Raw genomic sequence first — 23,530 nt, 5'->3', positions numbered from 1 at the left:
TCTAAGGAGTGTATAGGATGAGAAGTACGCAGGTTGATAATGTCCTTATAGAATGGCTCGGGCATGCTGGATTTGTATTGAAAGGTCAGGGTAGGGTCGTATACATCGATCCATATATGTTGCCTGATGGCCCTGGATATGAAGTCGATGCAGATATTATATTGTTGACACATGAACATTTTGATCATTGTGATCCGGAATCCATAAGGAGGGTGCGTGGAAGCACGACTACAACTATCATTCCTGAAAAAATGAGTTTACAGTTCAAGGGTGATGCAAGACGAATCATTGAAGGCGATCTTCTGACCGGTGATCTTGCAATAAAAGGTGTCAACATCGAAGTGGTACCTGCATATAACCTGGACAAGCCCAATCACCCTCGTGGGGATGGTGTGGGTTATATTGTCGAACTTGATGGCGTGAGAATATACCATGCAGGCGATACGGACCTCATTCCTGAAATGAAGGACGTGAATGCAGATGTTGTCCTTCTTCCTATCAGTACACTTTATACTATGGGTGAAGAGGAAGCTGCAGAAGCTGCTGCACTTATAGGTCCGAAGGTCGCTATACCCATGCATTATGGTCATGTGGAAGGTACGGAGTCCGACCCACAAAGGTTTAAGGAGCTTGTGAACGAAAGGGCTCCCGGTATAGAAGTGATAATTCTGCAGGACCAGTAAGCAATTAGCGAAGTGCGCAAGTAAGTAAATGTATGTAAGATACACAAAGGTATTTTTCTATGGCACGAATTAAAAAGAAGCAAAAGAACCTGATAAAGGATATAGCAACTGAAAGGATCGAATATCTTTTCAAACTTGCAGGGCAGAACTATAGTTCCCATCCCGATAGGAGTGACCGATACGTAGCTCTGGCAAGGCGGATCGGGATGAGGTATCGGGTAAGGCTTCCTGCTTACTTAAAGCGCAGGGTATGCAAAGGTTGCAATTCTTTTCTGGTTCCTGGCAACAGCTCAAGGATAAGGCTTCATGGCAGATATATGACAATGACCTGCCTTAAATGTGGAAAAGAGATGCGTTATCCTTATAGGGCAGACAAAAAAAGTTAATTCTTAAATTCCTGTTACAATGTTCAGGAGCTTTACAATAAGGTACGCTGCAAGGAGCATTCCGATCCCCATAATTGCGAAGAGGAGCAGGTTCCTGACCACTACGTCCTTTTCAGATCCTGCCCTGATGCCAAAAGCTCCACAAGTACCGCCTGAACAGCCTCCGCACCCGCTGGGTGCTTTTTCAGCTACGTTGTTCTCTGCTGGCATTTCGTTAAGCACTGAAATTATCGGTTTTGTTCTTGGCATGATCTTCGCCTGCAACGATTAATGAAACGATGGTATATCCATTATGAGTTCAATGGTGTATAAAAAAGCGACGAGAGGGGGATTCGAACCCCCGAGGCGCAAAGCACCACAGGATTAGCAATCCTGCGCCATACCGGGCTTGGCTATCTCGTCATTGGGTTAGCATGTTATTGCCACGCGTTCTCCTTAATGGCAATAGCCTTATTTAATGCTTTTCGTTTGAAGTTCAAAGTGACGGGCACGCCGTGAGTTGCTGTCCATCACATAACCAAATGATCTGGGATCTCTTCTCCACCCCGCAGCCCTACAAGCGACAAGTGTCCATGGTAGGTCTGCTCCCTTCCGGGCCTCGACTGGTTCCCACGGTGAAGATAAGAAAACCAATTCTCCAATTAGTTCTTCTACCAACACCATCCAAGCAGGACGGGGCTTCTCAGTTGAGATCACAGGTTTGGAAATGATCAAAACAACTTCTTTTGGCTTCGTCTCCCGCATATCGGCGATTTCGGGTTACAGGTAACGCCGGCCTACCCAGACTAGCCCGCCACGCATACATATGCATTACAGGTAATAAAAGTATTCCTCTTAATCGGTTGAAAGGCAATTGTGAGTAAATAATTATATGATGCATTAGTACACTTTGTTATGGTGATATCATGGATGAACTAATGGGATTTGTAACAGGTAACAAGAACAGGCAGAAATTACTGGCTCTGCTTGGATCTAAAGGGGAGATGGACGCAGCACGCATCGCAAAGAACATGCATGTGGTAAAGCCATCTGTTGATAGGATACTGGCCGAGCTTGTCGTAAAGGAATTATTGAGCGAAGAAGGTGGCGTTTACGGCCTCACGGAGCTCGGAACAAGTGTTGAGAGGTCGATCCACGCTATCTGATCAAAAAGAGATATTTAAGAGCCACCTGGCTCTCTTACTTTTTCATTTTTAGTTCATTGAATGCTCATTTTAAAGAATAACATCGCAGTTGATCTTTATTCCTGTTTCTGATATCACATACTCACGCATGTTCAGTGCATGTTTCGTACCCTTAGATTTGAGTATTCTGATGTAACGCTTTACGTCATTCGAGAATACGACCTGCCTGACCGTTACTACGGTATCAACGATAAAAGAGGCATCTTTGCTCATGATCCTGTCATTTTCCTGGGCGCTCAGTTCTGTGGTAATGACCGATGAGACTCCTCTGGTCTTCAGATAGGCTGTAAGGCGCTGAAGATACCCTCGAAGCTTTATGATGTCGGGGAACGTGATCTCCAGATTTATCAATCCATCTACTACAAGTCTTGTAGCTTCCATGCTTTCCACAAGTTCTTTTATCCTTGTGGCATGCTCATCGGGATGGATCTCCTCCGGATTAGAATGGATGAACTTCAGCATTCCGGAATCAACGTATTGCTGCATGTCATATCCCAACTTTGCCGCTCCCTGAATGATCTGCTGTGGGAGGTCGTTGTATGTGACTATTATCCCCTTCTCTCCGTTCTTCAGTCCTTCCATGAGGAACTGCCATCCAAATATGCTCTTTCCTGTTCCGGGTTCACCTGCAATAAGGGTGCTATTACCTGCAATTATGCCGCCGTGAAGCATAAGGTCGAAGTTCTCCACTCCGGACTTTATCCTTGTTTCAGGAAGCTCATCTACGTCTTCAACGATCAGGCGGGGGTATGCTGTAAATCCTTCTGAGCTAACGTCGTAACTGTACTCGCGGGCAGTGCATCTTGCCTTGTTGTTCGGCTCGATGGCAAGCATCTTCAGGACCTTCAGTTTGTGGGCAGTATGATAGCCAGAGTTCTCTTTTGAAAGGTAGATTATACCATCTGTAAGGTGGCTGGCAACATATTCGTGTATCTGATCTTCAAGAAGCTCTCCTGTGAGCATCACAAGGGCTTCTGATTCTTTAAGCATGGAATCTAGCGTGTAGAAGAAACGCCTTCTCTCCTGCTCAACAAAACCAAATCCTATAGGTGTGATCGGGTCAATTGCCAGACGGTCGGGATTTTCCGATGCTATTACATTTCCCACATCTATCAATGTGCTCAGCGGATCCTTTTCAGCTGCAGGACGGCTTACCGGATATACTTTGACATTCTCATCCAGGAACGGGTATATGGAATGCAGTCTCTCAGTTTTCCCGGCAGTTTCCGTTGTAAGAGGTATGTATAGGGTTTTTTCTCCCTTTTTGGCAGCATTTGATAGCATCTGCAGTATCATTGTGGTCTTGCCAACCCCTGCCGTACCCGCAACTAGTATTGTCGATGGTTTCCCGAATCCCCCAAGGATCTCATCAAGGCCGTCGATACAGCATGACATATTTTGAAGTTCTGACATTGTAATTTTCCATATGGATAAAGGGTTACTTATAATTTCTTGATTCCAGATAGGTTTACTTATTAAAAATATATTGTATCATATTATATGATAGTTTCTTCTTTTTCAGAGACCTTACTGATCAATCCGTTTCACTAAATGGTTCTGTCGCAAGGTTACCATTCTTTTCTATCAGGAGCTCAATCTTCTTTTCAGAAGCCTCTATTTTCCGGTTGCAGAGGAGTGCCAGCTTCATACCTTTCTCGAAGGTCCCGATACTGTCATCCAGAGTAAGCTGCCCCCTTTCAAGATGCTCAACAATGGTTTCCAGCTCTTCAAGTGCTTCTTCAAATGTAAGTTCTTCAATGCTCTCTTCATTAATATTGTCTTCACCAATATCGTTGGTAGTATCCGTCTTTCCCATATGTTCACCTCTCAAATAGCAGGTACTTTTTCCTGTCTTCCTTTATGCTCTTAACATTACATTCCAGAATGCCATCGCTGACAATTACATCAACCGCATCTTTTTTCTTTACCTCGGCAACGTTTGTGATGATCCTTCTGCTATTCGGGGATACTGCAATGCTGTAACCTCTTCCAATGGTGTTCAAAGGGCTGACCGAATTGAGTCTGGAAGCATGAAGTTTGAGCTCAGATGCCTTGTTATCTACAATCCTGCCAATGGATGTTGTCAGTTTTGATGTGAGCTCATCAAGATGCTGGTAATCCTGCCTTAACATATCCTTGAAATGTTCAGGTTCTATCTTTTCCCGAAGATGTTCCAGGTGCTTCTTTCTCTCAGACATGACGTGACGCATTTCGCTCTCCATTCTCGTGGAGAGGTTCATCATGTGTCTTTTCAATTCCTTCTGGTCAGGCACTACAAGCTCTGCAGCCGAAGATGGTGTTGGTGCCCGAAGATCGGCCGTGAAGTCCGATATGGTAAAATCAGTTTCATGGCCCACTGCTGAAACAATGGGTTTATCGGAGTTGAAAATAGCTCTCGCGACCGCTTCCTCATTAAAGGACCATAGGTCTTCAAGGGAGCCACCGCCACGGCCTACTATTATCACGTCCACATCGGTCATGTTCAGCAGTTCTATGGAATGTACTATACTTTCCGCAGATTTTTCTCCCTGTACGATGGTAGGTGAGAGCAGTATGTCAACAGGGTATCTGCGCCCTATAACATTCAATATATCATGTATTGCAGCACCGGTGACAGAGGTGGCAACACCGATCTTTTTCGGGAATTTAGGTATGGTCTGCTTGTGTATATCGCTGAAAAGTCCTTCCTTTTGAAGTCTTTCCTTAAGCTGCTCATAAGCTTTGTATAATTCCCCGATCCCATCAGGCCGCATGTCCATCACACGCAGCTGGTACTGGCCGCGGATGGTATATACGTCCACGGATCCGAAGACAAGTACCTTCATGTTCTTTTCAGGCTCGAAGCGAAGTGTCCTGTTCACAGACCTGAAGCTAACGCAGCTGATCTGGCTCTTTCCATCTTTAATGGTAAAATAGTAATGTCCCGAACTATGTTTTGTGAGATTTGAAATCTCTCCCTGTACCCAGATATTGTTGAGCTTCGGGTCATTTGTCAGGATATTTTTGATAAAATTGTTCAGTTCCGTAACGGTATAGGCAGGCATTGACACTTTCTCCAACTTCGCATAACGTTATATTGTACTTATTATTTGTACCTGCTGTGAGCATATTGAAAGTAATGAGTTGGGGATGCTATTGATAAAAAAAGCATCAGGCACTGGCTCCCGATGCATAAATGCAGTTTCATGCTCTCCTTTTTGCCTTCTTGTTCGCGAGCGCTTCTATGGGCTTCAAATCCACATTGTCCGATACCACAAGTTTTCCGTCATCAACAGTGCTCATGAAGAACTTGTTTCCCACAGGTGTGCGTATGATAAGTGTGGTCTGGCCCTGCGGACTTCCGATGGATCCGGCAGAAATATCCGAATCAAGTGCTGTCAGATCTGCACATATAGCACAACCCGGGCGTATACAATCATCAACTTCGGAAAGTGGGATCGTATGAATTTCTCCGTTCTCGGTCGTGATCTCCAGTTTTCCCGGAACATCGAGGCGCTTGATCTGCCATGGGTCGATACCAAGCTCTTTCTTGAACTTTCCCTCGACCATTTTCTCATAGTCGAATGTCTCTGTGCAGAAAAGACCGATCATCAGCCGGATAGAATTTCGGAATGGTCTTATCAGGTCATGCTCACTTTTGCGCATCTCACTGATCGCCTGGACCACACAAGGTACACCTACTATCGCTATATTGCGATACTTTTTGGTGATGACGGCTTCCTTTAACGCGGATAGGAGGGGTACCCACCAGTTGTACCGGCTTCCGGCCTGTCTGGTAATCATCTCACTGGAAGTTATGATCGTTGACCTGGGTTTGAGGTTCCATGGGTCTTCTGCAACATTAATGACAGCATCCACAAGACCCTGTTCCAGTGCGTTCATAAGAATTGCAGTGACCGCACCACCGCTTTGCTTCTTCTCAACATCGAAGTTTGCTGAAGCAGCGACTATGTCGATGGAATTCCCGATGGTTTCGATCTTCCTCTCGTCTGTTCTCGGGCAGACCTCATAGCAGGCGCCGCAGGGCACTCCGTCAACAGCTGATTTGCAATATCCGTCATTCATCGGGTGTGTGGAATTCTCTCCGGTTTCAAAGAAAAGTGAGTTTGCCGGGCAAACTGCAACACATGCACCGCAACATGCACATTTTCCAGTATGCCATACGGTGTCTTCAAGATCATTGTAATTTTTCTCATACATGTTATCACTCCCATGTGTACTTGCCTGCGAACGGTCTGGCGCTTGCAGGTACTATACATGTATAGTTCATATCAAGCAATCCGGAGGGTTCCGTATCGAAATATTTGCAGAACTCTTCTACATAGGGTGTGATCATTTCCAGTTCCTTTTCTCCGAATTCTGCCTTTCTGGCACCCACACCCAGAAGCTCATCCTTTACTTCACCACGGATAACTATCATTCCTCCGTGGATGCCACTTCCGATCCCACGGTCCTTTGCAGGATCTTCCTGTCCGATGCCCAGTACAAGGATCAGGCCTCCTGCCATATATTCTCCAAGGAATGCGTGTGAAGAACCTCCCACGACCAAGACAGGTTTCCGTTCTTCCTCGTACTGCTTCATATGGATGCCTCCGCGGTATCCAATGTTATTTTTTACGAAAAGCTTTCCACCACGCATACTATGCGCTGCTGCATCTCCTGCACTTCCATGGATCACAATTGTTCCTCCGTCCATGGTATTGCCGGGTGCATGGTCGCAATTTCCGTTTACTATGCAGGTGGGCCCGTTCATGAACATTCCAAGGTCACCTCCGGCAACTCCATTGATCCGGATTGTGACATCACCTTTCAATCCATCAGCGATGAAACGCTGGCCTATCACATTGTCCAGGATTATCTCTTTTGCACCATTCCTGACTGCCTCTCTTATCGTCTCATTGAGGGGAGTATATTGCATGTCTTTTGCATCGATCTCTACTTTTTCCATGTTATCAGGCCCCTACCGGTTTGACCTGCAGGACATCCAGTGTCCCTTCGTCCAGCATATATCCTCGCAGGCGGCTTCTGTTGCTTCTCAGGCTTTCAATACTGTTGATGCCGGCAGCTCCCATCAGCTCGCTAAGCTCGAGTGTCCATGAGCGGATGAGGTTTGCCACATGCTCGGATTCTGCCTCTGGGTCAAGGCGTTCTACAAGGTCCGGCCTCTGGGTTGCGATACCCCATGGACACATACCTCTGTAACACTGCCCACAAACACGGCATCCCATTGCTATGAGTGCTCCAGTTCCGATGTAAACGGCGTCTGCTCCAAGGGCGATGGATTTCGCAATATCCGCACTATTGCGGATGCCGCCACTTGCAATGACCGAGATCTTGTTCCTGATGCCCTGGTCCTTGAGCTTCTGGTCAACACTTGCAACGGCTGCCTCGATCGGGATGCCTACATTGTCCCTGAAGACCTTTGGTGTTGCTCCGCTACCTCCGCGGAATCCGTCTATCACCACAGCATCTGCCGAGGAACGTGCAATACCTGCTGCAATTGCCGCAGCATTGTGCACAGCTGCTATCTTCACGAACACAGGTTTCTTCCACTCGGTAGCTTCCTTTAGGCTTCTCACAAGTTGTGCGAGGTCCTCTATGCTGTATATGTCATGATGAGGTGCAGGGCTGATAGCGTCACTTCCAAGAGGTATCATACGGGTGCAGGAAACGTCCTGACATACCTTTTCTCCAGGAAGGTGTCCGCCGATACCGGGCTTTGCACCCTGTCCGATCTTGATCTCTATGGCTGCTCCCCTTTCGAGGTAGTTGATGTCCACACCGAAACGTCCGGATGCCACCTGGACTATCATGTTCTTCTGGTACGGGTAGATCGCTTCATGAAGTCCTCCTTCTCCGGTTCCCATGAACGTACCGGTCTTTTCCACAGCTTTTGCAAGGCTTAGCTGTGCGTTCAGGCTGATGGCACCATAGCTCATGTGCCCGATCATTATGGGAGTTTCAAGCTTGAGGTTTGGAGTGAGTTTGGTGAGCAGTTCGACATCACCATTATCCTTCTTGTCTATCTCAAGTTTTGACGGCTTCTTTCCAAGGTATGTTCGAAGCTCCATGGGTTCACGCAGCGGGTCGATACTCGGGTTTGTTACCTGGCAGGCATCCAGCACAAGCCTGTCGAAGATCACCGGATAAGGTTTTGCATTCCCCATTCCTGCAAGGATGATCTTTCCTGTACGTGCCTGGTTGATGATGTCCTCACGTGCCTCAGCTGTCCAGAGGGGGTGGCTGCGGTAATCCACAGGTCTTTCCTGCAGGGATATTGCATCCCTTGGGCACATGGAGATACAGTGATGGCAAGCTGTACACTTTCGGGAATCGATGATTATCCTGTCATCTTCCTTGTGGTAAACTCCGTACGAACAGTTATCGATACACCTCATACAGTGCATGCACTGCTCGCGGTCGATGGTAATCTTGTATTTCAGGGGTACGCTTCCAAGGCTCATACGTTCAACCTCCCGATGACAGGTTCTCCTGCTCTTGGCATGTGAATGTTCTGTACTTCAGGGTCCATGACGCGGATGGCAGCTTCCTCGCTTGAGATGTAAAGCCGGTTTCCGTTCTCTCCGATTACCAGTGGTCTGAGCTTGATCCTGTCCGTAAATCCTACTATTCCTTCATGTGTGGCCACAACGATCGCGAATGGTCCGTTCATGAGGGCAGGTCCGTAGGTAAGGCGGATCGCGTGGTTGAGTTCCTGCTCCTTTTCGGGCATGTTATCGATCTCGTCCCAGAATGGTGGTGCAAGTGCTTTTACCACAATGTCTTCCGGAAGCCCGTGTCTTCTGCCGAGAAGATCGAAAAGGTATGCCACTACTTCGGTATCTGTGAACATACTGCAGGTGTATCCATTGCTTTCAACATAACGTCTGTTCGTGCCGTATGAGGTGATCTCTCCGTTGTGCACTACTGCCCAGTCAAGAAGGTTGAACGGATGCGCTCCCCCCCACCATCCCGGGGTGTTGGTTGGATAACGGTTGTGTGCAAGCCAGATGTATCCTTTGTAGTCCTCAATGCGATAGAAGTTGGCAACATCCTCGGGCCAGCCGGAAGCTTTGAAAACACCCATGTTCTTTCCAGATGAGAATATCAGTGCTCCCTGTATGTTGGAATTTGTTTCCATGACAATGTACTTCATGACATCATCTTCAGGGGTCGAACTTCCTGCCATCAGGTCACTGTAAGGCTTGAAGAAGTATCTCCAGGGGATGTGGCTCCTTTTAAGTCCTTCCTGCTCGTATGTTGGTATGGCTTCCTGGTGTACGATACGGCCCCATTTGTGGAGCATATGATCAAGCTGGGACTTTGGTTCCACAATGTTGTCAAAGAATACATGGATCGCATAGCAGTCCTGGTAATCAGGGTATATGCCATATGCTGCATAGCCTGCACCTTCTCCACTTCCTCTTTCATTCATAAGACTCAGTGCATCGCGAATACTGGATCCATCCATTAGTGCCCTTTTCCTGTCGATCACACCTATAATTCCACACATTTTATCACCTTTTTAAATCTATATGATCAGCATATTGCTGCCAGGGCGGAGGGTGTAAGGGTAAATGCCCTTACAATATACTGAGGTACGTGTCAAGTTCCCATTGATGCACACGTGCCTTGTAAGCATCCCACTCCGCAGTCTTTGCAGCGAGATAATTTTCGAATACATGGTCTCCAAGAGCGTTTCTCACGAATTTGCTCTTGTTCATTTTGTCGATAGCTGCCTTCAGGTTGCCGGGCAGTGACTCGATCCCCATATCCTCTCTTTCTTTTTCACTAAGCTCAAAGATGTTCATCCTGAGTGATTCTCCTGGCTCGATCTTGTTCCTGATACCATCAAGTCCTGCTTCCAGCATAACTGCAAATGCCAGGTATGGGTTACATGACGGGTCAGGGTTCCTGAGTTCCACACGGGTGCCCTTGCCTCTTGCAGCAGGGATGCGGATGAGTGAACTTCTGTTGCTGTCGGACCATGTGATGTATATCGGTGCCTCATAGCCCGGTACGAGGCGTTTGTAAGAGTTTACAACCGGATTTGTGATGGCTGTAAATTCGCCGATGTGGTCAAGCAGACCGCCGATGTAGTATCTGGCGTTCTCCGAAAGACCGTTCTCTGCTTCAGGATCGTAGAACGCATTCTTCCCGTCCTCTGTCATCAGGGACTGGTTTGCGTGCATTCCTGAGCCATTCACTCCGAATAGTGGTTTTGGCATGAATGTCGCATAGTATCCTTTGTGGTATGCAATGGACTTGACCACGTATTTAAATGTCACAACACTGTCTGCTGTGGTCAGTACATCTCCAAACCTGAAGTCGATCTCATGTTGTGAGGGTGCAACTTCATGATGGGAAGCTTCAAGCTTGAATCCCATGTGTTCGAGGGCATAGTCGATTTCCCTGCGAACGTCCTGAGCCCTGTCCAGTGGTGCAAAGTCGAAATATCCGCCATAGTCTGTCAGTTCGGTAGTTGGATTGCCATGCTCGTCCAGTTTGAAAAGGAAGAACTCGAGTTCCGGTCCGACGTTCATGGTGAACCCCATGTCCTTTGCCTGCTCTATACCTCTCTTTAGGATGTATCTTGGATCTCCCTGGAAAGGTGTCCCGTCAGGAAGTTTGACATCACCGATGATGCGTGCCACTGCACCTTCAGATGGTCTCCATGGGAGTATGTTGAAGGTGGTCGGGTCGGGCATGAGCATCATATCCGATTCTTCGATCCTTGTGAAACCTTCGATGGATGAGCCATCGAACATGACACCGTCATTGAAGGCATCTTCCAGGTTCTCTGAAGGGATCGCCCAGCTTTTGATCATTCCCAATGTGTCGGTGAACTGTGTTCTGATGAACTTCACATCACATTCGGTAATTGCTTCCAGAACTTCTTCCTTGGTCTGTATCTTTTTGTCAGAGTTTGTCATATCTGCACTTCCTTTGGGAATACAGAATCTTTCTTCCGTCTTATATTATTTATACATTTTGCTTATTTATATACCTTTAGCCGAAACCTCTGATTTTTATTCTGATCGCTACTACTATTGGCAATAAAAGCACACGTTTGGATCTGTCAAAGTCCCCCAGCTCCCATAAATTTAAACGGTGCCTATTAGTTTTCTCTGCTTGTGTGAATGATCGTGTTACTGGTTATATTCAGAGTATATAAATCTTATAACTGTACTCAAATATAACTATTGCTTTTCACGGTTTTCACTAAAGTGTACAATGGCATCTTTTATAATGTATGAAATTATAACTCATTTTGATGTCTATCAGAAATGAACCGAATGTACTTTCCCGAATGGAAAAGACCGGCTCTGACATTTTAAAATGTATGCATTGTGGTGTCTGCAGCGGTAGCTGTCCCTCGGGAAGGCATACAAGCCTGAATGTCAGAAAGCTCCTGAAGAAGGCACGGAATGATACGGCAGTTCTTTCTGATGATTCCTTGTGGATGTGCACTACCTGTTACAATTGTCAGGAAAGGTGCCCTCGTGGGATAGACATTGTTGATGCTATATTCGAGATACGCACACTTGCTGTTCACGAAGGTATCATTTACCCTGAGCACCGGATGGTGGGTGAATTGCTGCTGGAACACGGGCATGCTGTCCCCATTAACGAAGAGAACAGGGCAAAAAGAGAAGCTCTGGGGCTTGATCCGCTACCACCCACAGTTCACAGTTTCCCTGAAGGGCTGGAAGAGGTTAAGAAATTGCTGGCATCATGTAAGTTCGATGAATTGATGTCCGAAAAATGATGTCTTTAAGTTCTGTGAGGTAAAGATATGGCAAATGTATCACTTTTTCTGGGGTGTGTGATCCCTAATCGTTATCCTGGAATTGAAAAGAGCACGAAGCTCTGCCTTGATAAGCTTGGAGTAGACTGTGTAGACCTGAAAGGCGCATCATGCTGTCCTGCTCCGGGTGTGCTCCGTTCCTTTGACAAAGCCACCTGGCTTGCCCTGGCCGGCAGGAACATTGCATTATCTGAAGAGCTGGATCGCGACCTGTTAACGATCTGCAATGGTTGCTATGGCTCACTTGCTGATGCAAATCATGAGGTCAAGGCAGATGAGCAGCTTAAAAAAGACGTGAACACCCATCTTGGAAAGATCGGAAGGAGCATCAAGGGTAGCCATGATGTCCGTCACATCACTGAATTTTTGTACAAGGAAGTAGGTTCGGAGAAGATCCGTGATATCATTACTCATCCACTGGAGCTGAGAGTTGCTGTGCACTATGGGTGCCATCTGTTGAAACCGTCTAAAGGACGTATTGGTTCAAGTGTAGAGAGGCCATCGTTCTTTGATGAACTTGTGGAAGCTACAGGTGCACAAAGCGTGGAGTATCCTGATAAGATGGAATGCTGCGGGGCCGGTGGAGGTGTACGTTCCGCATTACCTGACGAAGCTCTTGCACTTACTGGTCACAAGTTGTCCATGATCGAATCTGCAGGAGTTGACTGCATCGTGAACGCATGTCCCTTCTGCCATATGCAGCTGGATGTTGGACAGGTGGACCTTAATGAGAAAAATGGTACCTCTCACAATATTCCTGTGCTCCACTACACACAGCTTCTGGGATTAGCTCTTGGTTATTCTGTAGAGGACTTGGGGATCGACCTTAATGCAGTAGTGGACCTTGAATTTCTTGAAAAGATACTGTCAGATTCCTGATATTTAAAGAAAAGAAAATAAAAGAAAATAAAAGAAAATAAAATAAAATAAAAGAAAAGAAAAGAAAAGAAAAGAAAAGAAAAGAAAATGAGTGGCTCAAGAATGGCGGCCTTTCTTTTCAATATTTTTTAATAGCTATACTCTTCTGTGTATGTGATGGTCGCACTACTGTCTGCCGGTACTGTCAACTCAAATTCAATAGTGTTTGAATCTATCTTTGTGTAATGATGTGAATTGGATATCATTTCCCAGTCTCCGCTTAGATGTTCTACTACTGTGATAGTGGCAGCATCTGACTTGTGGTTACGCAACTCTATGTTGTTGGTTACACGGTACATGCGGTCAGATATCTTCTTGTACTCGCTCCTTTTCCTTTCTCCTATGATGTCAAAGGCATATCCTACCGATACACTCATTTTTTCATCAGCAGGTGTGTGGTCAATGGAATCTTCTCCAAGGAACTGGAGTTGATTCTGAGAATCTGCCTTGTAAACCCTGACAACACCTTTTGGCAGGGGTATCCCAAGACCGGTGGCTTCAGAATTGTTCATTGCAAGGGTGACCCTCACCTTGTCTTCCTGCACTCCGTCATACAGGTATTCTTTGGTGACAGGAACATTGTTTGCGGAAAGCAGTGATATCTGTTTTATTTCGTTGTCGTTCAGGTTAGTGTGACGGTCCAGAGTATACATATGGTACTCGAAGAAGGACTCCTCTTCGAACTGTTCCGCTGGACCATCCGTTGCTGCCATATCATAATAGAATCCACTGAATACTGTCCTATCATTTGATGCCCTGTTAATGTCTCCTGCAATGAGCTTGAGGCTTGCGTCATTGAAAGATGTTCCTGCCTTGTTATCGATGGTCACCCACCCATCAATATCGACCATACTGTCATCCGGATTGTTTTTTATGATGTAGTTTGCTTTCCAGCTCATTCCTCCTGTTAGGTAGGATGTCCATATGTCACGATTTCCAGAAACAGGAGAATAGACTTGCCAGACAAGTGTGGGCTTGGTCAGCAAGCCTGCAATGTCGGGGTACTCCACCTTTGCGACCTCTGATAGGGTAACAACTCCATCTCTGGTTCTGAGTATCATGCCGTCCCCATGACTCAGTAAAGTTCCCTGGTATTCATTGCCTTCAGGATCGGTGACTGTGATCTCCCGGTCGATGTATTTGTCAAGGAGTTTGCTGCTGCTGACGAGGTCGTACTCGTAGTTCTGCTCTACCACGAATATGCCAGGTTCATCCGGGGATTCAAGTATCACGGAGGTTGGATCGATCCTGGATGCCACATCGCTGTATTGCACATGATTGTATCCGTTCTTGAGGGTAATGTCCCTCTTTTCTTTGACAAGTGCAAGGTCCTGGTTATAGACTGTGACCTCTGTACTGCCGGTCATCGGGCTTGCTGATGCAAGTTCGAACAGGAGGTCGGATGGATGGGTCTTTGTAACGACCGATGTGTGGGATATGGTCAGAGGATCATCATTTTTGATGGCATTTGGTGCCAGTGCTATCATGCCTGCAATGAATATGGTAGCAAAGATGATAATTAGTAATTTATTTCGATTCATAAGTTGTAATTAAGTTCAACTGTATAAGTAAATATTGCGATGTGTGATTATTTTTGTGAATGGTACATCTTATTGTCTTATAAATCGCTTTTGGAGCTTTAAATATATCAGGATGCAGAGGGGTGTTGGCCATTGAGTTCCTCTTTGGATTCTATTCTTTTGCCATGTCAGTTATCTCCCAAATAACAAGGCAAAGTAGCAACATTATAATTGCAAGAACGATTATGAGGACTATAATTCGACTTAGGAAATTATTTTGATTCATGCTGTGTAACGAATTGCGACAGTATAAATAAAAATCCATGCACAATGTTATTTTTACAAAAGAATCCTTTATTGTCTGGATATTCCTTGGAGTTTCACGACTCTTATGATCCTGGTAATGATCGCAAGATCGAGATTGGGGAATTGAAATCTCAGTTAATAAAAAAAGAGAAAAAAAGAAAACTGGTTTGTTTAAACCAGTTTGTTGATTGGGTGGTTCTCATCCATGATTTCAAGACCGAGTTCTTTTGCGGTCTCAGCAAGGATGATGTCTACGAGTGCGGTTGCAGGGTAGACTGTGTCAGTGTTCTCGATAGGACCGAACAGCTGGAAGTTGGAACCGAGTGTCTGTGGGACAAGGTTTGTTCCGATATCTGCTGGCATGTATACTGCCTTGCGCTGTTCTTTTGTTTCGAACTGCTTCTTGTATTCCTTCATCCAGTCCCATGCGGATGCAAGGTTGTGGTATCCACCGCCAACAGGGAGACCGAAGTGTCCCTTTACAGCGACGACTGCTCTCATGGATGCACCTGCACCTGCTCCGAGTGGAGTTGCAGCTACGTCTACGAGTGGCTTTGTGATTCCACAGTCCTTTGCGATGTCGAGCATACCCATGCTCTGACCTGGTCCACCGGACTCAAGGACTTCGAGCTTTCCTTTGACGGTTGGGTCTGTTGCGTTGAATGCAAGGACGATTGAAGCATCGATGTCACTCTTTCTGATAGCCTCGATCTCATCGTCGTGGATACTACCGTTGATAGAGTTGTAGATAGCCCTGTCAGCTACACCGATCTCTGTTACGTACTCAGCTGCTGCTGCACGTACTTCTCCTGCTGAAGAGTCGATAAGGAATGGTGTCTTATCATCCTCTGCAACGAACCAGTCGATGTACTTCTTGATTGCCTGTGGTGTTTCACCGACGATCTGGTTAACACATGGGTTACCGGTTACGTCAGTCATCTCAAGCATGTGGTTCCAGAGATTGTCTGCTGCTTCCTTGTTGAAAACTCCCTCATCTTCGTCGGTCACGATGTTGTGTCTGTTGTAGAACATTGAACCGATCAGAACTGTTGGGTACTGGCCAGGCTGACCGCCGAACTTGACGCCTCCAACCTCGAATACTTCCTGTTTCTTGTCAAATTTAAACATGTTATTACCTCTTATCAGATGAGTATCGGGGATATTGAAATGTAGATGAGGAACATCAATATACCAGCGACTGCTCCGTATATGATTCCTATGTCTCTTCCTACTTTCTTTCCGATCCTCTGTGCGATCTCACTGTTTACGAATTCGATCTTTTCGTCGATCTCATTGAGCTTCTCAAGAACCTCGTTGAAATCTGCAGGGTCTGTTACAACACTTGCTGTTGCGCTTTTTCCATCGCTCATATTACACCACCTACTTGCCAGATGATCAATGGGAGTATCAGTACCATAAGCACTGCAAATGCGAAACCGACAATGAAACCGGTTGCAGCTGTAGCATTAACTCCGGAGTCGAGCTTCTGGTTCCTTGCAATAAGCTGAGCCCTGTATCGAATTCTTTCGACAACGCTTTCAATGGCGCCCATCTGTGGGCTGATGACCATTGGGACTCCTTGTCCTTCTATTTCTTCTGCCATGTCAATTACCTCCCGAATAACAATAGGCCAAGTAGTGACAGCGTAATTGCAAGACCGATCATGATACCTTCGACCTTACCCGCGTGTACACCTGCGTGGTACTTGTTCCAGTTACCGGCAATGACCATTTCCCTGTCAATGTCAAGGATCCTGTTCCTGATGGTTGCGATCTCAGCTGCCATTGGCTTAAGTCCGCCAGCCTCTTCTTCCTCTTCGCCGCCAGCTTCGCCGACTTCGATGAGCATAGGTTCAGCATCAAAGGCTCCAGGGTCTTTTGCTACACATTCCTTTATCTTTGCAATGATCTGTCCCATATCTTCGGTACCGATCATTTCGATAGGCTCTACCTGTTGCTGGAACCTTTCGACTGCTTCATCGCTCAGGTTCTCAACATATGGAATTGCACCTGTTGCTCCAACAATACGGTTGTCACTGACACCGTTCTTGTGGATCATCATGAATGCTTCACCAGTAATGTGTCCCTTTACTTCAGAACCTGTTACAATGAGGAATCTGATGTTAGGGTTTGAGATAATCTGTGCAACTACTTTTTCCAGACCAAGGTTCTCTGTTTTACATGGACCTGTGATAGCAGCTCCTGCTTCTAATTGAGGTGCTCCTGGCAGGTGTGATCCACAGGTGATGACTGCGACGCAGTTCTTAACGTCCCCTATCTCATATTCACCTTTGAGGGTTGGCCAACCATCTGCTGGTTCTCTTTTATCTGCCATATTAGAATCCTCCGATCAGACTGAGTATGTAAATAGCCAATGCAACCATACCTGAGAAGATCAGACCGACAACAACACCATAGAAAGTGTTACCGTAGAAACCGGCTTTGAGTGCTGTCTGTTCCCTTCCTGGGTATGAGTTCAATAGCTTCCTGTCAGGTGAGAGTGAATTGATCAGATCATCAGCGATCTTGTCAAGTTCATCGATCTGTTCCATGACTGGATCCATTGAGTAACAGATGATGTCTTCACGCTCTTCTGCAAGGACTGATGTAAGTGGGTCCAGTACAAGATGTGCTTCTGGTGCTACGTGTACCATGCTCATTCTAATTCCTCCTCGGATGGCAGGAGACCTGTTCCAAGTACCTTGTATGCGTCCCTGTTAACGAGTTCAACGTATTTCCTGAATGCAACATACCACAGAGCAATACCGATCACGATAGTTGGTATAGCTGATGCATCGGTTGATACAGTTGCGACGATACCTGCAACGATCATTGCGATAGCACCTTTCTCAACACCTGTTGTGAGTGTCCTGTCCTGCTGTTCATCAGGACCAAGGTTTGCATTGAATGGGTGAAGGATCGCCATACCGCCTGCGATGAAGATCACAGCGATGTATCCTGTTGCTACAACGGTTTCCAGTACAGCATCGAACATGAAAGTACCTGTCATTGCGACACTGAGTCCAATGATGGTAAGTGCGCCTGCTCCAGCGATCTCTGTCATGGACTGTTCCATAATAGGAATACCCATTCCAAGTACTCTGTTAGCGAGTGCACCAATAACGAGTCCAATAATGGATGCTGTTATGAATGCGACGATAGGTCCGGCAATGCCACCAACGGCAAGTCCGAACATAGATGCGACAACTCCCATACCAAGTGCCATCATACCAATGGATGGTACACCGGTACCAAGACCGTAGCTTGCTACACGTCTTACTGCTGCACCGCCCCAAACGATCGCACAGATCGCTCCAAGAGCGCCAATAAATGCGAATGCTGGTCCTGCAGCCTGTACAAGGAAGTGTCCTGCGTATGCGGCAATGAGTCCGCCAAGCGCTCCGACAGCGATCAATGTGTTCTGTGGAATACCTCCGGTGGCTTCTCCACCAGCTCCTCCTGCTGACATCTTAGAGACCTCCGATTGTCATTACACCGACAAATGCGCACATCAATGTTGCTACAAAGGATGCGACTACTGCCTTTGGCCATTTCTTGAACTTAGGGTCGTGGAATCCTTCGATGGTTCCTCCAATGTTGTATGAAGGGATAACCGCATTCACGAAGAAGATACCCACTGCGAATATACTTGCGAGTGCTACAAGGTCACTCTGGCTCAGGGTTGTGCTTGTGCTCATAAGTGCGTAGTAGATCATAGCTCCACCAATACCACCAAGAGCTCCACCGATAACACCACTTACGTATGAAACGGTTGGAAGTCCGTGTCCCTCTGTACCCTGGGATACATAGAGGTCCTGCCTGTCCTTTGTGATCGGGTCGTAGTCTACCTTTGCGGATGCTGGTGGTACACCAACTCCATAAACGTATACCCATGTACCGACGATCATTGTTACAGCGATCATGATCATTGCGCCGACTGCGCCGGATGCGACTACCAGTGCAACACTGTCGCTGACGTTCATAACTGCTCCTGCGGTGACAAGTCCGGTAAGACCTGCTCCTGCTGCCAGCTGGACAGTACCGGTACCAATACCAGTTGCCTGTGCCATAGCTGCAGGTGCTCCACCTACAGGCACGAAGTGAACACTCCATGAAATTAACATGCCACCAAGGGTGACCATTACTATGTATGCTATATTCTCTGCGAGAATTCCTGCTATATCTATCATGCAGCGACCTCCTCGTCTTCCTTGTAAGGTCCGTATGCCTCACGTGCTGCTACTTCGATCCTTCTGTTCCAGATGATCATAAGTAATACAAGAACTGCTCCTGCTACAACTGAAAGCCATCCCATTGTGATGCTCATTGCAGGGTCAAAAACAACTGTGATCCAACCGCTTAAGAAAACGGTCATACCGAATGCGAGACCAGTTACTGGTCCTCCGAACTTTGCACAGAACCATGAATTGTCGATACCGTTACGAAGTCCTGATTCTGCTTTCCTTACAATGTTACCGGAGTTTGCAGCGTTAAGACCTGATCCGAACTCGACGTTCTGGAATTCACGTTCTGCACCATAGTGAACATCACCAGTTGATGAACCGATAGCTCCGACGGTGATTCCCCAAATGAATGCAATGAGTGCAAGTGGGAATGGGTGTCCGAGAACAGCTACCATAATGTATGATACAACAAGGATACAGAATGTTGTAATGAATGCATATCCCATGATCACCGGCGTGTGTGATCGGATAATATCAAGATATATTGGTTGTCTGAAACGTTTCTGACTTGCAGTACGTCCCATGTAAGACGTAATAGAATATGTTCCATGTACTGCTGTAGCAATGAGCGCACCAACAGCGATAGCAAAGACCACGGACAGACCAGCGGTCATCAATACAGATGCCACGGTTCCGCCAATAGCACAGATCAATGCATTCGATGGTGGTTCACCGGAAATTGCCTTATTATAGATCCTGTGTGGGTACATCATCTGGGGTGCTAATTGCACTTGTGAATTTGGGTTACTCTGAGATCCGACATCAGATTCAAGATCCTCAGTTGTGCCAGCAATAGTTGCGGCAGCACCCATAAGTGCTAAAACACCCATGCCCATGAGTGGTTCCATTTATTTATCCTCCTTCCTAGTTCTAAATCGATATGTATAAGTGCGAAATTCTGCACGTCCTTCGATAATTCAGCCATGTATATAATTATGGCATAGACTAACGTAAGATGGTGTGGATTATCTGAAATCCTTCATAAACCTTTCGGAACTTTCCTGAAAAAAGAAGTTGCTGACAGGTGGATAATTTCATCCACGTCTGTCAAATCTCATTATGTAAATGTCAGGCCTTGGCTGCTTCCCACTTCCTCTTCCAAAGTCCATGTAGCAGCTGTTGCAAAGCACGCGTGCATTGATCGAAGCAATCTCTGCTGTACCTGGTATCATGCGTGCAAAAAGAAAAGACGGTTCAATATCAAGTGAGGTCACAGTATCTGTAAGGTGCTTAATTATGTGCTCCTCGAAAACTTCCAGGTCATCCAGTTGCAGTCCTCTTGTGTTGATAGTGACCCCTCCGCATCCGCAGGGGAGTGCGAAAGCATCCATCTCTATAAGGAACACAGGCACTCCTAAAAGTTCCCGCAGGTTGTTTTCCAGGGATGTGCGCGCTTTCAGCAATTCTTGTGTCATGCTCATATTCTATCTCCTATTGATCCCAGTGGAATTTTCCGGATATCTTCTCCACTTCCGGAATATGTGTGTATGACCTTTTCAGCAAGTCGCTTGCAATAGCCGCATTTGTGGCATACCTTATCACATTTTTTCCATTGCTCGATGGCACCATCCAGTTCCCTGTTTGGTATATAAAATGTGTCTTTGAGATCCTTTATGCTGTCCAGCAGGTCCATTAGGTTACCCTCATATCTTTCATTTGCGTAGGCTTCCACATCATTGAGGATCCAGTTAACGAAATGAGTGCGCCCTCCGATCTTGAAGGTGTCAGTGATATGTTTGTATTCTTTGAGGTCCTCAGGCCTGATCCATGGTGATTTAATGATCTGCTGTGGGTCCTTTATTCTCAGGGAAAGGCACTTGTAGTAATAATAATCGTCAAGGACGTTCGGCTTAGGTCCGGGTCCGTTGGCATGTGAAAAGAAATTGAAGTGAGCGTACCTGAAAGGGCACTGGTAAAGGCATGCTTCGTTGACGAGCAGCTTAAGCTTGCACGAGACTGTATCCTTTATAGCTTCCAGCTTGTCGAAATGCCTGTTCACCGCAGGGTCCACTACAATGGTCGTGGCTCCCAACTGCTCATAGAACTCTGCCTTTTGCGGCGTGTCCACGAATGAAAGTACTGAGACCACTACATCCATGTCATAATCCTTTGCCAGCATTTCCACAAGGTATGGGTCGGCAACGGTTATGGAGTCGATCCCGATGCTGTTCAACTTATCAAAATACCAGTCTATGGCGCGGTAACCTTCAGGGGTAAGGTGCTGTCCGCCCATACAGGAACTGTTCAGCACGATCTCCATTTTGACGCCTTTTGAATGTGCGTACTCGGTCTGCTGCGCTATCTCGTCGAGTTTCGGGGCACTAAGGTTCGTCCTGCCGGTCCCGACATATTCGGGGGATCCAGCCATGTATACTGCGTATATGTTATCAGAACCCGCTAAAAGCTCCTCAAGTCCTTCAAAATGACCGATGTGTGGTACATACAGCTTCATTGGAACTTTCTTATCGGGTGACTTTAGATAAGGATTTTGGTTTGTTCGTCCCGGACCAAAATAGTTATTAAAATCTATTTTAGTCCTAGTTAATATGATGATAGGTGCATCTTCTTTTGCAGGTGAGCTAAGGGAACTGGATGATCATGTACAGTCAGTTGAGCTTTATATGCCAAAACTTGGTGTCTATGAAGGCTCTGCACTCCAAAAGGACAGACTGGACAAGGTTCTGGATGAGCTTTCAACATGTGACCTGCAGACCTCCATGCATGCGCACTACTTTGCGGATGTCCCCACTTATCCTAAGGAACTTGTTGTGGATACTGCTTCAATGGAAAAAGCACACTTCTCTTTGATGGAGGAATGTATAGGAATTGCAGGAATGCTTGGCACAAAAGCTGTGGTACTTCATCCCGGAAGGGTCGGTGATGACAGGGGAATATCACTGGGCAGGATGATCTCCAATCTCAGGCAGCTTTCCGCATTTGCATCAGAGAACAACGTAATGCTCGGACTTGAGAACAAGGAAGCGACCGATCCCGGGAACCTTTGTTGTGAGGCAGAAGAACTGTTAAAGGTGGTAGATGCGGTGGATTCTCCAAACCTCGGTGTGACATTTGACGTAGGGCACGCAAATCTGACCTGCGGCGGTGATCCTGAAAAACTGGCTGATTTTGTGAAGACCATCTCGGAACACGTGGTACATGTACACTTACACGATAACTACGGTTTCTGGACCTCCAATTATGATGGCGATGAACATATGGCACCTGGAAGTGGCAATATTGATTATTCTGTCCTCGAAGGTCTCAAAAATTATAATGGAATATTCAATCTGGAAGTATTTTCTCTGGATGATGTTCTTGCCGGTAAAAAAGTGATAGGTAAGTACGTGATGCCATAAAAGTTAGTTAAAGTTCTGATCTTTAAAAACTGGTTTAAATAATTGTTTTAAATTAGGGTTATTTCACAATAACTCCTGTTTTAGAACTTTACATCTTGTAATCAGGTGGTACTACAAGAACAAGGATATCGGACATCTGAAGAACTTTCTGTGTGACAGATCCCATTATCTTCTTGATGCCGGTCTGCCCCCGTGTCCCGATGATTATCCTGTCAACGCTATGCAGACGGGCAGTTTTCACGATCTTTTCCGGTGCATTCCCATCCACGATCTCTGCATGGAGCTTTGATGCTTCACATCCCATCGAGACCAGCTCCTCTTTTATGGAACTGATCACCTGTTCTGCACCGGTTTCACGCCAGGTCTTCCTTCCAAGCCCTTTATCTTCTACCACATGGACTATTACTATCTCTGCATTATGTTTCGTTGCGATCCTGCCCGCAACTTTTGCTGCGTTCCTTGAGTATGTGGAACCGTCCGTGGGTAGTAATAGTTTCATACAATTTTGGGTTAGCATTAAACGTATTTAAGTTATTGGATTTTGTTCCATGCTATTTTGTTCCCGGGGTTCCGTTAAAGGGCAATTCTATCCGAATCAAAATCAATCAAAAAAGTGTAAAGAGAATGAATGTTTCATCCTCTCTGTACCGTATTTGTGTGAGCGATTACAATATCATCCATTTCCATAACGACATTTCCACCTGAAACTGTGTAAGGTATGCTCTCTTTTGGATAATCGACACAAGCTCCCTGTATCCCTTGCCCTGTTTCCGCATCAAAGGTCGTCCGGCAGGCATCACAAACAAGAATGTCCCTGTCAAGGCTAAAACCAATTGATCCGCAGGGAGGGCAAACATTAGATCGGACAATGATATCGTCTCCAAGCATGTATGCCATTACTGCTATCTCTCCGGCTGGTGTTGTCACTTTGAAATGCGTATTTATGCTCTTGTTGATGGTCTGAACAGGGATCGTAACCGTATTGTCGATCACCTGTGGTTCTATCCATGTCGCAGTAACGGGAATGGCCGATGCTGTTGTCTGTGCATCATTATCAAGACACCCGGCGCCAAATACAACTGCAACTGTAACTAATATTATAAATCCTGCTAATTTAGAATTCATT

At 46.2% G+C, this 23,530-nt stretch carries 28 protein-coding genes, 1 tRNA gene and 1 other RNA gene; 6 read left to right on the top strand and 24 right to left on the bottom strand.

All coding sequences use genetic code 11. The annotated features are described in order from the left end of the window. Nucleotides 1-17 precede the first annotated feature (17 nt). Complete coding sequence (locus J7W08_RS08930) at nt 18-683, top strand: MBL fold metallo-hydrolase (protein ID WP_233084148.1); 666 nt, start codon at nt 18-20, stop codon at nt 681-683. Between the two features lie 59 nt (nt 684-742). After that, complete coding sequence (locus J7W08_RS08925) at nt 743-1,069, top strand: ribonuclease P protein component 4 (protein WP_233084147.1); 327 nt, start codon at nt 743-745, stop codon at nt 1,067-1,069. Between the two features lie 3 nt (nt 1,070-1,072). Here J7W08_RS08925 and J7W08_RS08920 read toward each other — a convergent pair whose 3' ends face one another. The 3 genes from J7W08_RS08920 to ffs form a co-directional block, all read right to left on the bottom strand. After that, complete coding sequence (locus J7W08_RS08920) at nt 1,073-1,318, bottom strand: hypothetical protein (RefSeq protein WP_233084146.1); 246 nt, start codon at nt 1,316-1,318, stop codon at nt 1,073-1,075. A gap of 68 nt (nt 1,319-1,386) precedes the next feature. Next, nucleotides 1,387-1,471 (bottom strand) — tRNA-Ser (locus J7W08_RS08915). Between the two features lie 79 nt (nt 1,472-1,550). Next, nucleotides 1,551-1,865: signal recognition particle sRNA (ffs, locus tag J7W08_RS08910), an RNA gene on the bottom strand. A 109-nt stretch (nt 1,866-1,974) separates the two neighbouring features. Between ffs and J7W08_RS08905 the strand changes: the two genes are divergently transcribed. Continuing rightward, nucleotides 1,975-2,214 (top strand): MarR family transcriptional regulator, encoded by a 240-nt coding sequence (locus tag J7W08_RS08905; protein WP_048195656.1) that lies wholly within the window; start codon nt 1,975-1,977, stop codon nt 2,212-2,214. 69 nt (nt 2,215-2,283) lie between these two features. On the opposite strand, the gene J7W08_RS08900 is transcribed toward J7W08_RS08905, so the two are convergent. The 8 genes from J7W08_RS08900 to glnA all read right to left on the bottom strand — a co-directional run bounded on the left by J7W08_RS08900 (nt 2,284) and on the right by glnA (nt 11,186). Then, entirely contained in the window at nt 2,284-3,666 is a 1,383-nt protein-coding gene (locus J7W08_RS08900; protein ID WP_233084145.1) for an ATPase domain-containing protein, read from the bottom strand. Between the two features lie 121 nt (nt 3,667-3,787). Beyond that, nucleotides 3,788-4,069, bottom strand: a complete 282-nt coding sequence (locus J7W08_RS08895; protein WP_233084144.1) for an exodeoxyribonuclease VII small subunit — start codon at nt 4,067-4,069, stop codon at nt 3,788-3,790. Between the two features lie 4 nt (nt 4,070-4,073). Next, complete coding sequence (xseA, locus tag J7W08_RS08890; RefSeq protein ID WP_233084143.1) at nt 4,074-5,297, bottom strand: exodeoxyribonuclease VII large subunit; 1,224 nt, start codon at nt 5,295-5,297, stop codon at nt 4,074-4,076. A gap of 139 nt (nt 5,298-5,436) precedes the next feature. Beyond that, a complete protein-coding gene (locus tag J7W08_RS08885) occupies nt 5,437-6,453 on the bottom strand; it encodes a Coenzyme F420 hydrogenase/dehydrogenase, beta subunit C-terminal domain (RefSeq protein ID WP_233084142.1) in 1,017 nt (338 codons plus the stop codon). A gap of 4 nt (nt 6,454-6,457) precedes the next feature. Next, nucleotides 6,458-7,201: a GltB/FmdC/FwdC-like GXGXG domain-containing protein gene (locus J7W08_RS08880; protein WP_233084141.1), complete on the bottom strand. Its 744-nt coding sequence runs from the start codon at nt 7,199-7,201 to the stop codon at nt 6,458-6,460. Between the two features lie 4 nt (nt 7,202-7,205). Further along, nucleotides 7,206-8,717, bottom strand: a complete 1,512-nt coding sequence (locus tag J7W08_RS08875) for a glutamate synthase-related protein (RefSeq protein ID WP_233084140.1) — start codon at nt 8,715-8,717, stop codon at nt 7,206-7,208. Next, on the bottom strand, nt 8,714-9,766 hold the full coding sequence (locus J7W08_RS08870; protein ID WP_233084139.1) for a class II glutamine amidotransferase: 1,053 nt from the start codon (nt 9,764-9,766) through the stop codon (nt 8,714-8,716). Before J7W08_RS08870 ends, J7W08_RS08875 begins: the two co-directional genes overlap by 4 nt. A gap of 70 nt (nt 9,767-9,836) precedes the next feature. Beyond that, a complete protein-coding gene (glnA, locus tag J7W08_RS08865) occupies nt 9,837-11,186 on the bottom strand; it encodes a type I glutamate--ammonia ligase (RefSeq protein ID WP_233084138.1) in 1,350 nt (449 codons plus the stop codon). Between the two features lie 341 nt (nt 11,187-11,527). Between glnA and hdrC the strand changes: the two genes are divergently transcribed. Together hdrC and hdrB are read left to right on the top strand one after the other, a co-directional pair. After that, nucleotides 11,528-12,022 carry a CoB--CoM heterodisulfide reductase subunit C gene (gene hdrC / locus J7W08_RS08860; protein WP_233084137.1) on the top strand — a complete coding sequence of 165 codons (495 nt, stop codon included), beginning with the start codon at nt 11,528-11,530 and terminating at the stop codon, nt 12,020-12,022. 27 nt (nt 12,023-12,049) lie between these two features. Beyond that, a complete protein-coding gene (gene hdrB / locus J7W08_RS08855) occupies nt 12,050-12,940 on the top strand; it encodes a CoB--CoM heterodisulfide reductase subunit B (protein WP_233084136.1) in 891 nt (296 codons plus the stop codon). A gap of 128 nt (nt 12,941-13,068) precedes the next feature. Here hdrB and J7W08_RS08850 read toward each other — a convergent pair whose 3' ends face one another. The 11 genes from J7W08_RS08850 to J7W08_RS08800 form a co-directional block, all read right to left on the bottom strand. Continuing rightward, entirely contained in the window at nt 13,069-14,520 is a 1,452-nt protein-coding gene (locus tag J7W08_RS08850) for a DUF4139 domain-containing protein (RefSeq protein ID WP_233084135.1), read from the bottom strand. Between the two features lie 456 nt (nt 14,521-14,976). After that, complete coding sequence (gene mtrH, locus J7W08_RS08845) at nt 14,977-15,933, bottom strand: tetrahydromethanopterin S-methyltransferase subunit H (protein WP_135609776.1); 957 nt, start codon at nt 15,931-15,933, stop codon at nt 14,977-14,979. Nucleotides 15,934-15,947: 14 nt separating this feature from the next. After that, a complete protein-coding gene (gene mtrG, locus J7W08_RS08840; RefSeq protein ID WP_048195637.1) occupies nt 15,948-16,175 on the bottom strand; it encodes a tetrahydromethanopterin S-methyltransferase subunit MtrG in 228 nt (75 codons plus the stop codon). Next, entirely contained in the window at nt 16,172-16,408 is a 237-nt protein-coding gene (locus tag J7W08_RS08835; protein WP_048195635.1) for a tetrahydromethanopterin S-methyltransferase subunit F, read from the bottom strand. The genes mtrG and J7W08_RS08835 overlap by 4 nt, the downstream gene beginning before the upstream one ends. 5 nt (nt 16,409-16,413) lie before the next feature. Further along, the gene (gene mtrA, locus J7W08_RS08830) at nt 16,414-17,139 is read right to left on the bottom strand and encodes a tetrahydromethanopterin S-methyltransferase subunit A (RefSeq protein ID WP_233084134.1); all 726 of its coding nucleotides are present in this window, start codon (nt 17,137-17,139) and stop codon (nt 16,414-16,416) included. 1 nt (nt 17,140) lies between these two features. Further along, nucleotides 17,141-17,464 (bottom strand): tetrahydromethanopterin S-methyltransferase subunit B, encoded by a 324-nt coding sequence (locus J7W08_RS08825; RefSeq protein ID WP_233084133.1) that lies wholly within the window; start codon nt 17,462-17,464, stop codon nt 17,141-17,143. Further along, nucleotides 17,461-18,273, bottom strand: coding sequence for a tetrahydromethanopterin S-methyltransferase subunit MtrC (gene mtrC / locus J7W08_RS08820; RefSeq protein WP_048195629.1), 813 nt, complete (start codon nt 18,271-18,273; stop codon nt 17,461-17,463). The genes J7W08_RS08825 and mtrC overlap by 4 nt, the downstream gene beginning before the upstream one ends. Nucleotide 18,274: 1 nt before the next feature. Further along, complete coding sequence (gene mtrD, locus J7W08_RS08815; RefSeq protein ID WP_233084132.1) at nt 18,275-18,994, bottom strand: tetrahydromethanopterin S-methyltransferase subunit D; 720 nt, start codon at nt 18,992-18,994, stop codon at nt 18,275-18,277. Beyond that, nucleotides 18,991-19,896, bottom strand: a complete 906-nt coding sequence (gene mtrE / locus J7W08_RS08810; RefSeq protein WP_233084131.1) for a tetrahydromethanopterin S-methyltransferase subunit E — start codon at nt 19,894-19,896, stop codon at nt 18,991-18,993. Before mtrE ends, mtrD begins: the two co-directional genes overlap by 4 nt. A gap of 186 nt (nt 19,897-20,082) precedes the next feature. Next, entirely contained in the window at nt 20,083-20,469 is a 387-nt protein-coding gene (locus J7W08_RS08805; RefSeq protein WP_233084130.1) for a DUF5402 family protein, read from the bottom strand. After that, a complete protein-coding gene (locus tag J7W08_RS08800) occupies nt 20,466-21,500 on the bottom strand; it encodes a peptidase U32 family protein (protein WP_233084129.1) in 1,035 nt (344 codons plus the stop codon). Before J7W08_RS08800 ends, J7W08_RS08805 begins: the two co-directional genes overlap by 4 nt. A gap of 94 nt (nt 21,501-21,594) precedes the next feature. Between J7W08_RS08800 and J7W08_RS08795 the strand changes: the two genes are divergently transcribed. Further along, nucleotides 21,595-22,404, top strand: coding sequence for a sugar phosphate isomerase/epimerase family protein (locus tag J7W08_RS08795; protein ID WP_233084128.1), 810 nt, complete (start codon nt 21,595-21,597; stop codon nt 22,402-22,404). 88 nt (nt 22,405-22,492) lie between these two features. Here J7W08_RS08795 and J7W08_RS08790 read toward each other — a convergent pair whose 3' ends face one another. Continuing rightward, nucleotides 22,493-22,903, bottom strand: a complete 411-nt coding sequence (locus tag J7W08_RS08790; protein WP_048195617.1) for a universal stress protein — start codon at nt 22,901-22,903, stop codon at nt 22,493-22,495. Nucleotides 22,904-23,037: 134 nt separating this feature from the next. Then, nucleotides 23,038-23,529: a Fe-S-containing protein gene (locus tag J7W08_RS08785; protein WP_233084127.1), complete on the bottom strand. Its 492-nt coding sequence runs from the start codon at nt 23,527-23,529 to the stop codon at nt 23,038-23,040. Nucleotide 23,530: the final 1 nt, after the last annotated feature.

It is taken from the genome of Methanococcoides orientis (assembly GCF_021184045.1).
GTDB classification, from domain to species: domain Archaea; phylum Halobacteriota; class Methanosarcinia; order Methanosarcinales; family Methanosarcinaceae; genus Methanococcoides; species Methanococcoides orientis.
This window is presented reverse-complemented; position numbering and strand designations above follow the sequence as displayed.

What these genes read in the sequence shown, in the direction of transcription:
- J7W08_RS08930 (WP_233084148.1), top strand. Translation starts at nt 18, where the DNA reads ATGAGAAGTACGCAGGTTGATAATGTCCTTATAGAATGGCTCGGGCAT.
- J7W08_RS08925 (WP_233084147.1), top strand. Translation starts at nt 743, where the DNA reads ATGGCACGAATTAAAAAGAAGCAAAAGAACCTGATAAAGGATATAGCA.
- J7W08_RS08920 (WP_233084146.1), bottom strand. Translation starts at nt 1,318, where the DNA reads ATGCCAAGAACAAAACCGATAATTTCAGTGCTTAACGAAATGCCAGCA.
- J7W08_RS08905 (WP_048195656.1), top strand. Translation starts at nt 1,975, where the DNA reads ATGGATGAACTAATGGGATTTGTAACAGGTAACAAGAACAGGCAGAAA.
- J7W08_RS08900 (WP_233084145.1), bottom strand. Translation starts at nt 3,666, where the DNA reads ATGTCAGAACTTCAAAATATGTCATGCTGTATCGACGGCCTTGATGAG.
- J7W08_RS08895 (WP_233084144.1), bottom strand. Translation starts at nt 4,069, where the DNA reads ATGGGAAAGACGGATACTACCAACGATATTGGTGAAGACAATATTAAT.
- xseA (WP_233084143.1), bottom strand. Translation starts at nt 5,297, where the DNA reads ATGCCTGCCTATACCGTTACGGAACTGAACAATTTTATCAAAAATATC.
- J7W08_RS08885 (WP_233084142.1), bottom strand. Translation starts at nt 6,453, where the DNA reads ATGTATGAGAAAAATTACAATGATCTTGAAGACACCGTATGGCATACT.
- J7W08_RS08880 (WP_233084141.1), bottom strand. Translation starts at nt 7,201, where the DNA reads ATGGAAAAAGTAGAGATCGATGCAAAAGACATGCAATATACTCCCCTC.
- J7W08_RS08875 (WP_233084140.1), bottom strand. Translation starts at nt 8,717, where the DNA reads ATGAGCCTTGGAAGCGTACCCCTGAAATACAAGATTACCATCGACCGC.
- J7W08_RS08870 (WP_233084139.1), bottom strand. Translation starts at nt 9,766, where the DNA reads ATGTGTGGAATTATAGGTGTGATCGACAGGAAAAGGGCACTAATGGAT.
- glnA (WP_233084138.1), bottom strand. Translation starts at nt 11,186, where the DNA reads ATGACAAACTCTGACAAAAAGATACAGACCAAGGAAGAAGTTCTGGAA.
- hdrC (WP_233084137.1), top strand. Translation starts at nt 11,528, where the DNA reads ATGTCTATCAGAAATGAACCGAATGTACTTTCCCGAATGGAAAAGACC.
- hdrB (WP_233084136.1), top strand. Translation starts at nt 12,050, where the DNA reads ATGGCAAATGTATCACTTTTTCTGGGGTGTGTGATCCCTAATCGTTAT.
- J7W08_RS08850 (WP_233084135.1), bottom strand. Translation starts at nt 14,520, where the DNA reads ATGAATCGAAATAAATTACTAATTATCATCTTTGCTACCATATTCATT.
- mtrH (WP_135609776.1), bottom strand. Translation starts at nt 15,933, where the DNA reads ATGTTTAAATTTGACAAGAAACAGGAAGTATTCGAGGTTGGAGGCGTC.
- mtrG (WP_048195637.1), bottom strand. Translation starts at nt 16,175, where the DNA reads ATGAGCGATGGAAAAAGCGCAACAGCAAGTGTTGTAACAGACCCTGCA.
- J7W08_RS08835 (WP_048195635.1), bottom strand. Translation starts at nt 16,408, where the DNA reads ATGGCAGAAGAAATAGAAGGACAAGGAGTCCCAATGGTCATCAGCCCA.
- mtrA (WP_233084134.1), bottom strand. Translation starts at nt 17,139, where the DNA reads ATGGCAGATAAAAGAGAACCAGCAGATGGTTGGCCAACCCTCAAAGGT.
- J7W08_RS08825 (WP_233084133.1), bottom strand. Translation starts at nt 17,464, where the DNA reads ATGAGCATGGTACACGTAGCACCAGAAGCACATCTTGTACTGGACCCA.
- mtrC (WP_048195629.1), bottom strand. Translation starts at nt 18,273, where the DNA reads ATGTCAGCAGGAGGAGCTGGTGGAGAAGCCACCGGAGGTATTCCACAG.
- mtrD (WP_233084132.1), bottom strand. Translation starts at nt 18,994, where the DNA reads ATGATAGATATAGCAGGAATTCTCGCAGAGAATATAGCATACATAGTA.
- mtrE (WP_233084131.1), bottom strand. Translation starts at nt 19,896, where the DNA reads ATGGAACCACTCATGGGCATGGGTGTTTTAGCACTTATGGGTGCTGCC.
- J7W08_RS08805 (WP_233084130.1), bottom strand. Translation starts at nt 20,469, where the DNA reads ATGAGCATGACACAAGAATTGCTGAAAGCGCGCACATCCCTGGAAAAC.
- J7W08_RS08800 (WP_233084129.1), bottom strand. Translation starts at nt 21,500, where the DNA reads ATGAAGCTGTATGTACCACACATCGGTCATTTTGAAGGACTTGAGGAG.
- J7W08_RS08795 (WP_233084128.1), top strand. Translation starts at nt 21,595, where the DNA reads ATGATGATAGGTGCATCTTCTTTTGCAGGTGAGCTAAGGGAACTGGAT.
- J7W08_RS08790 (WP_048195617.1), bottom strand. Translation starts at nt 22,903, where the DNA reads ATGAAACTATTACTACCCACGGACGGTTCCACATACTCAAGGAACGCA.
- J7W08_RS08785 (WP_233084127.1), bottom strand. Translation starts at nt 23,529, where the DNA reads ATGAATTCTAAATTAGCAGGATTTATAATATTAGTTACAGTTGCAGTT.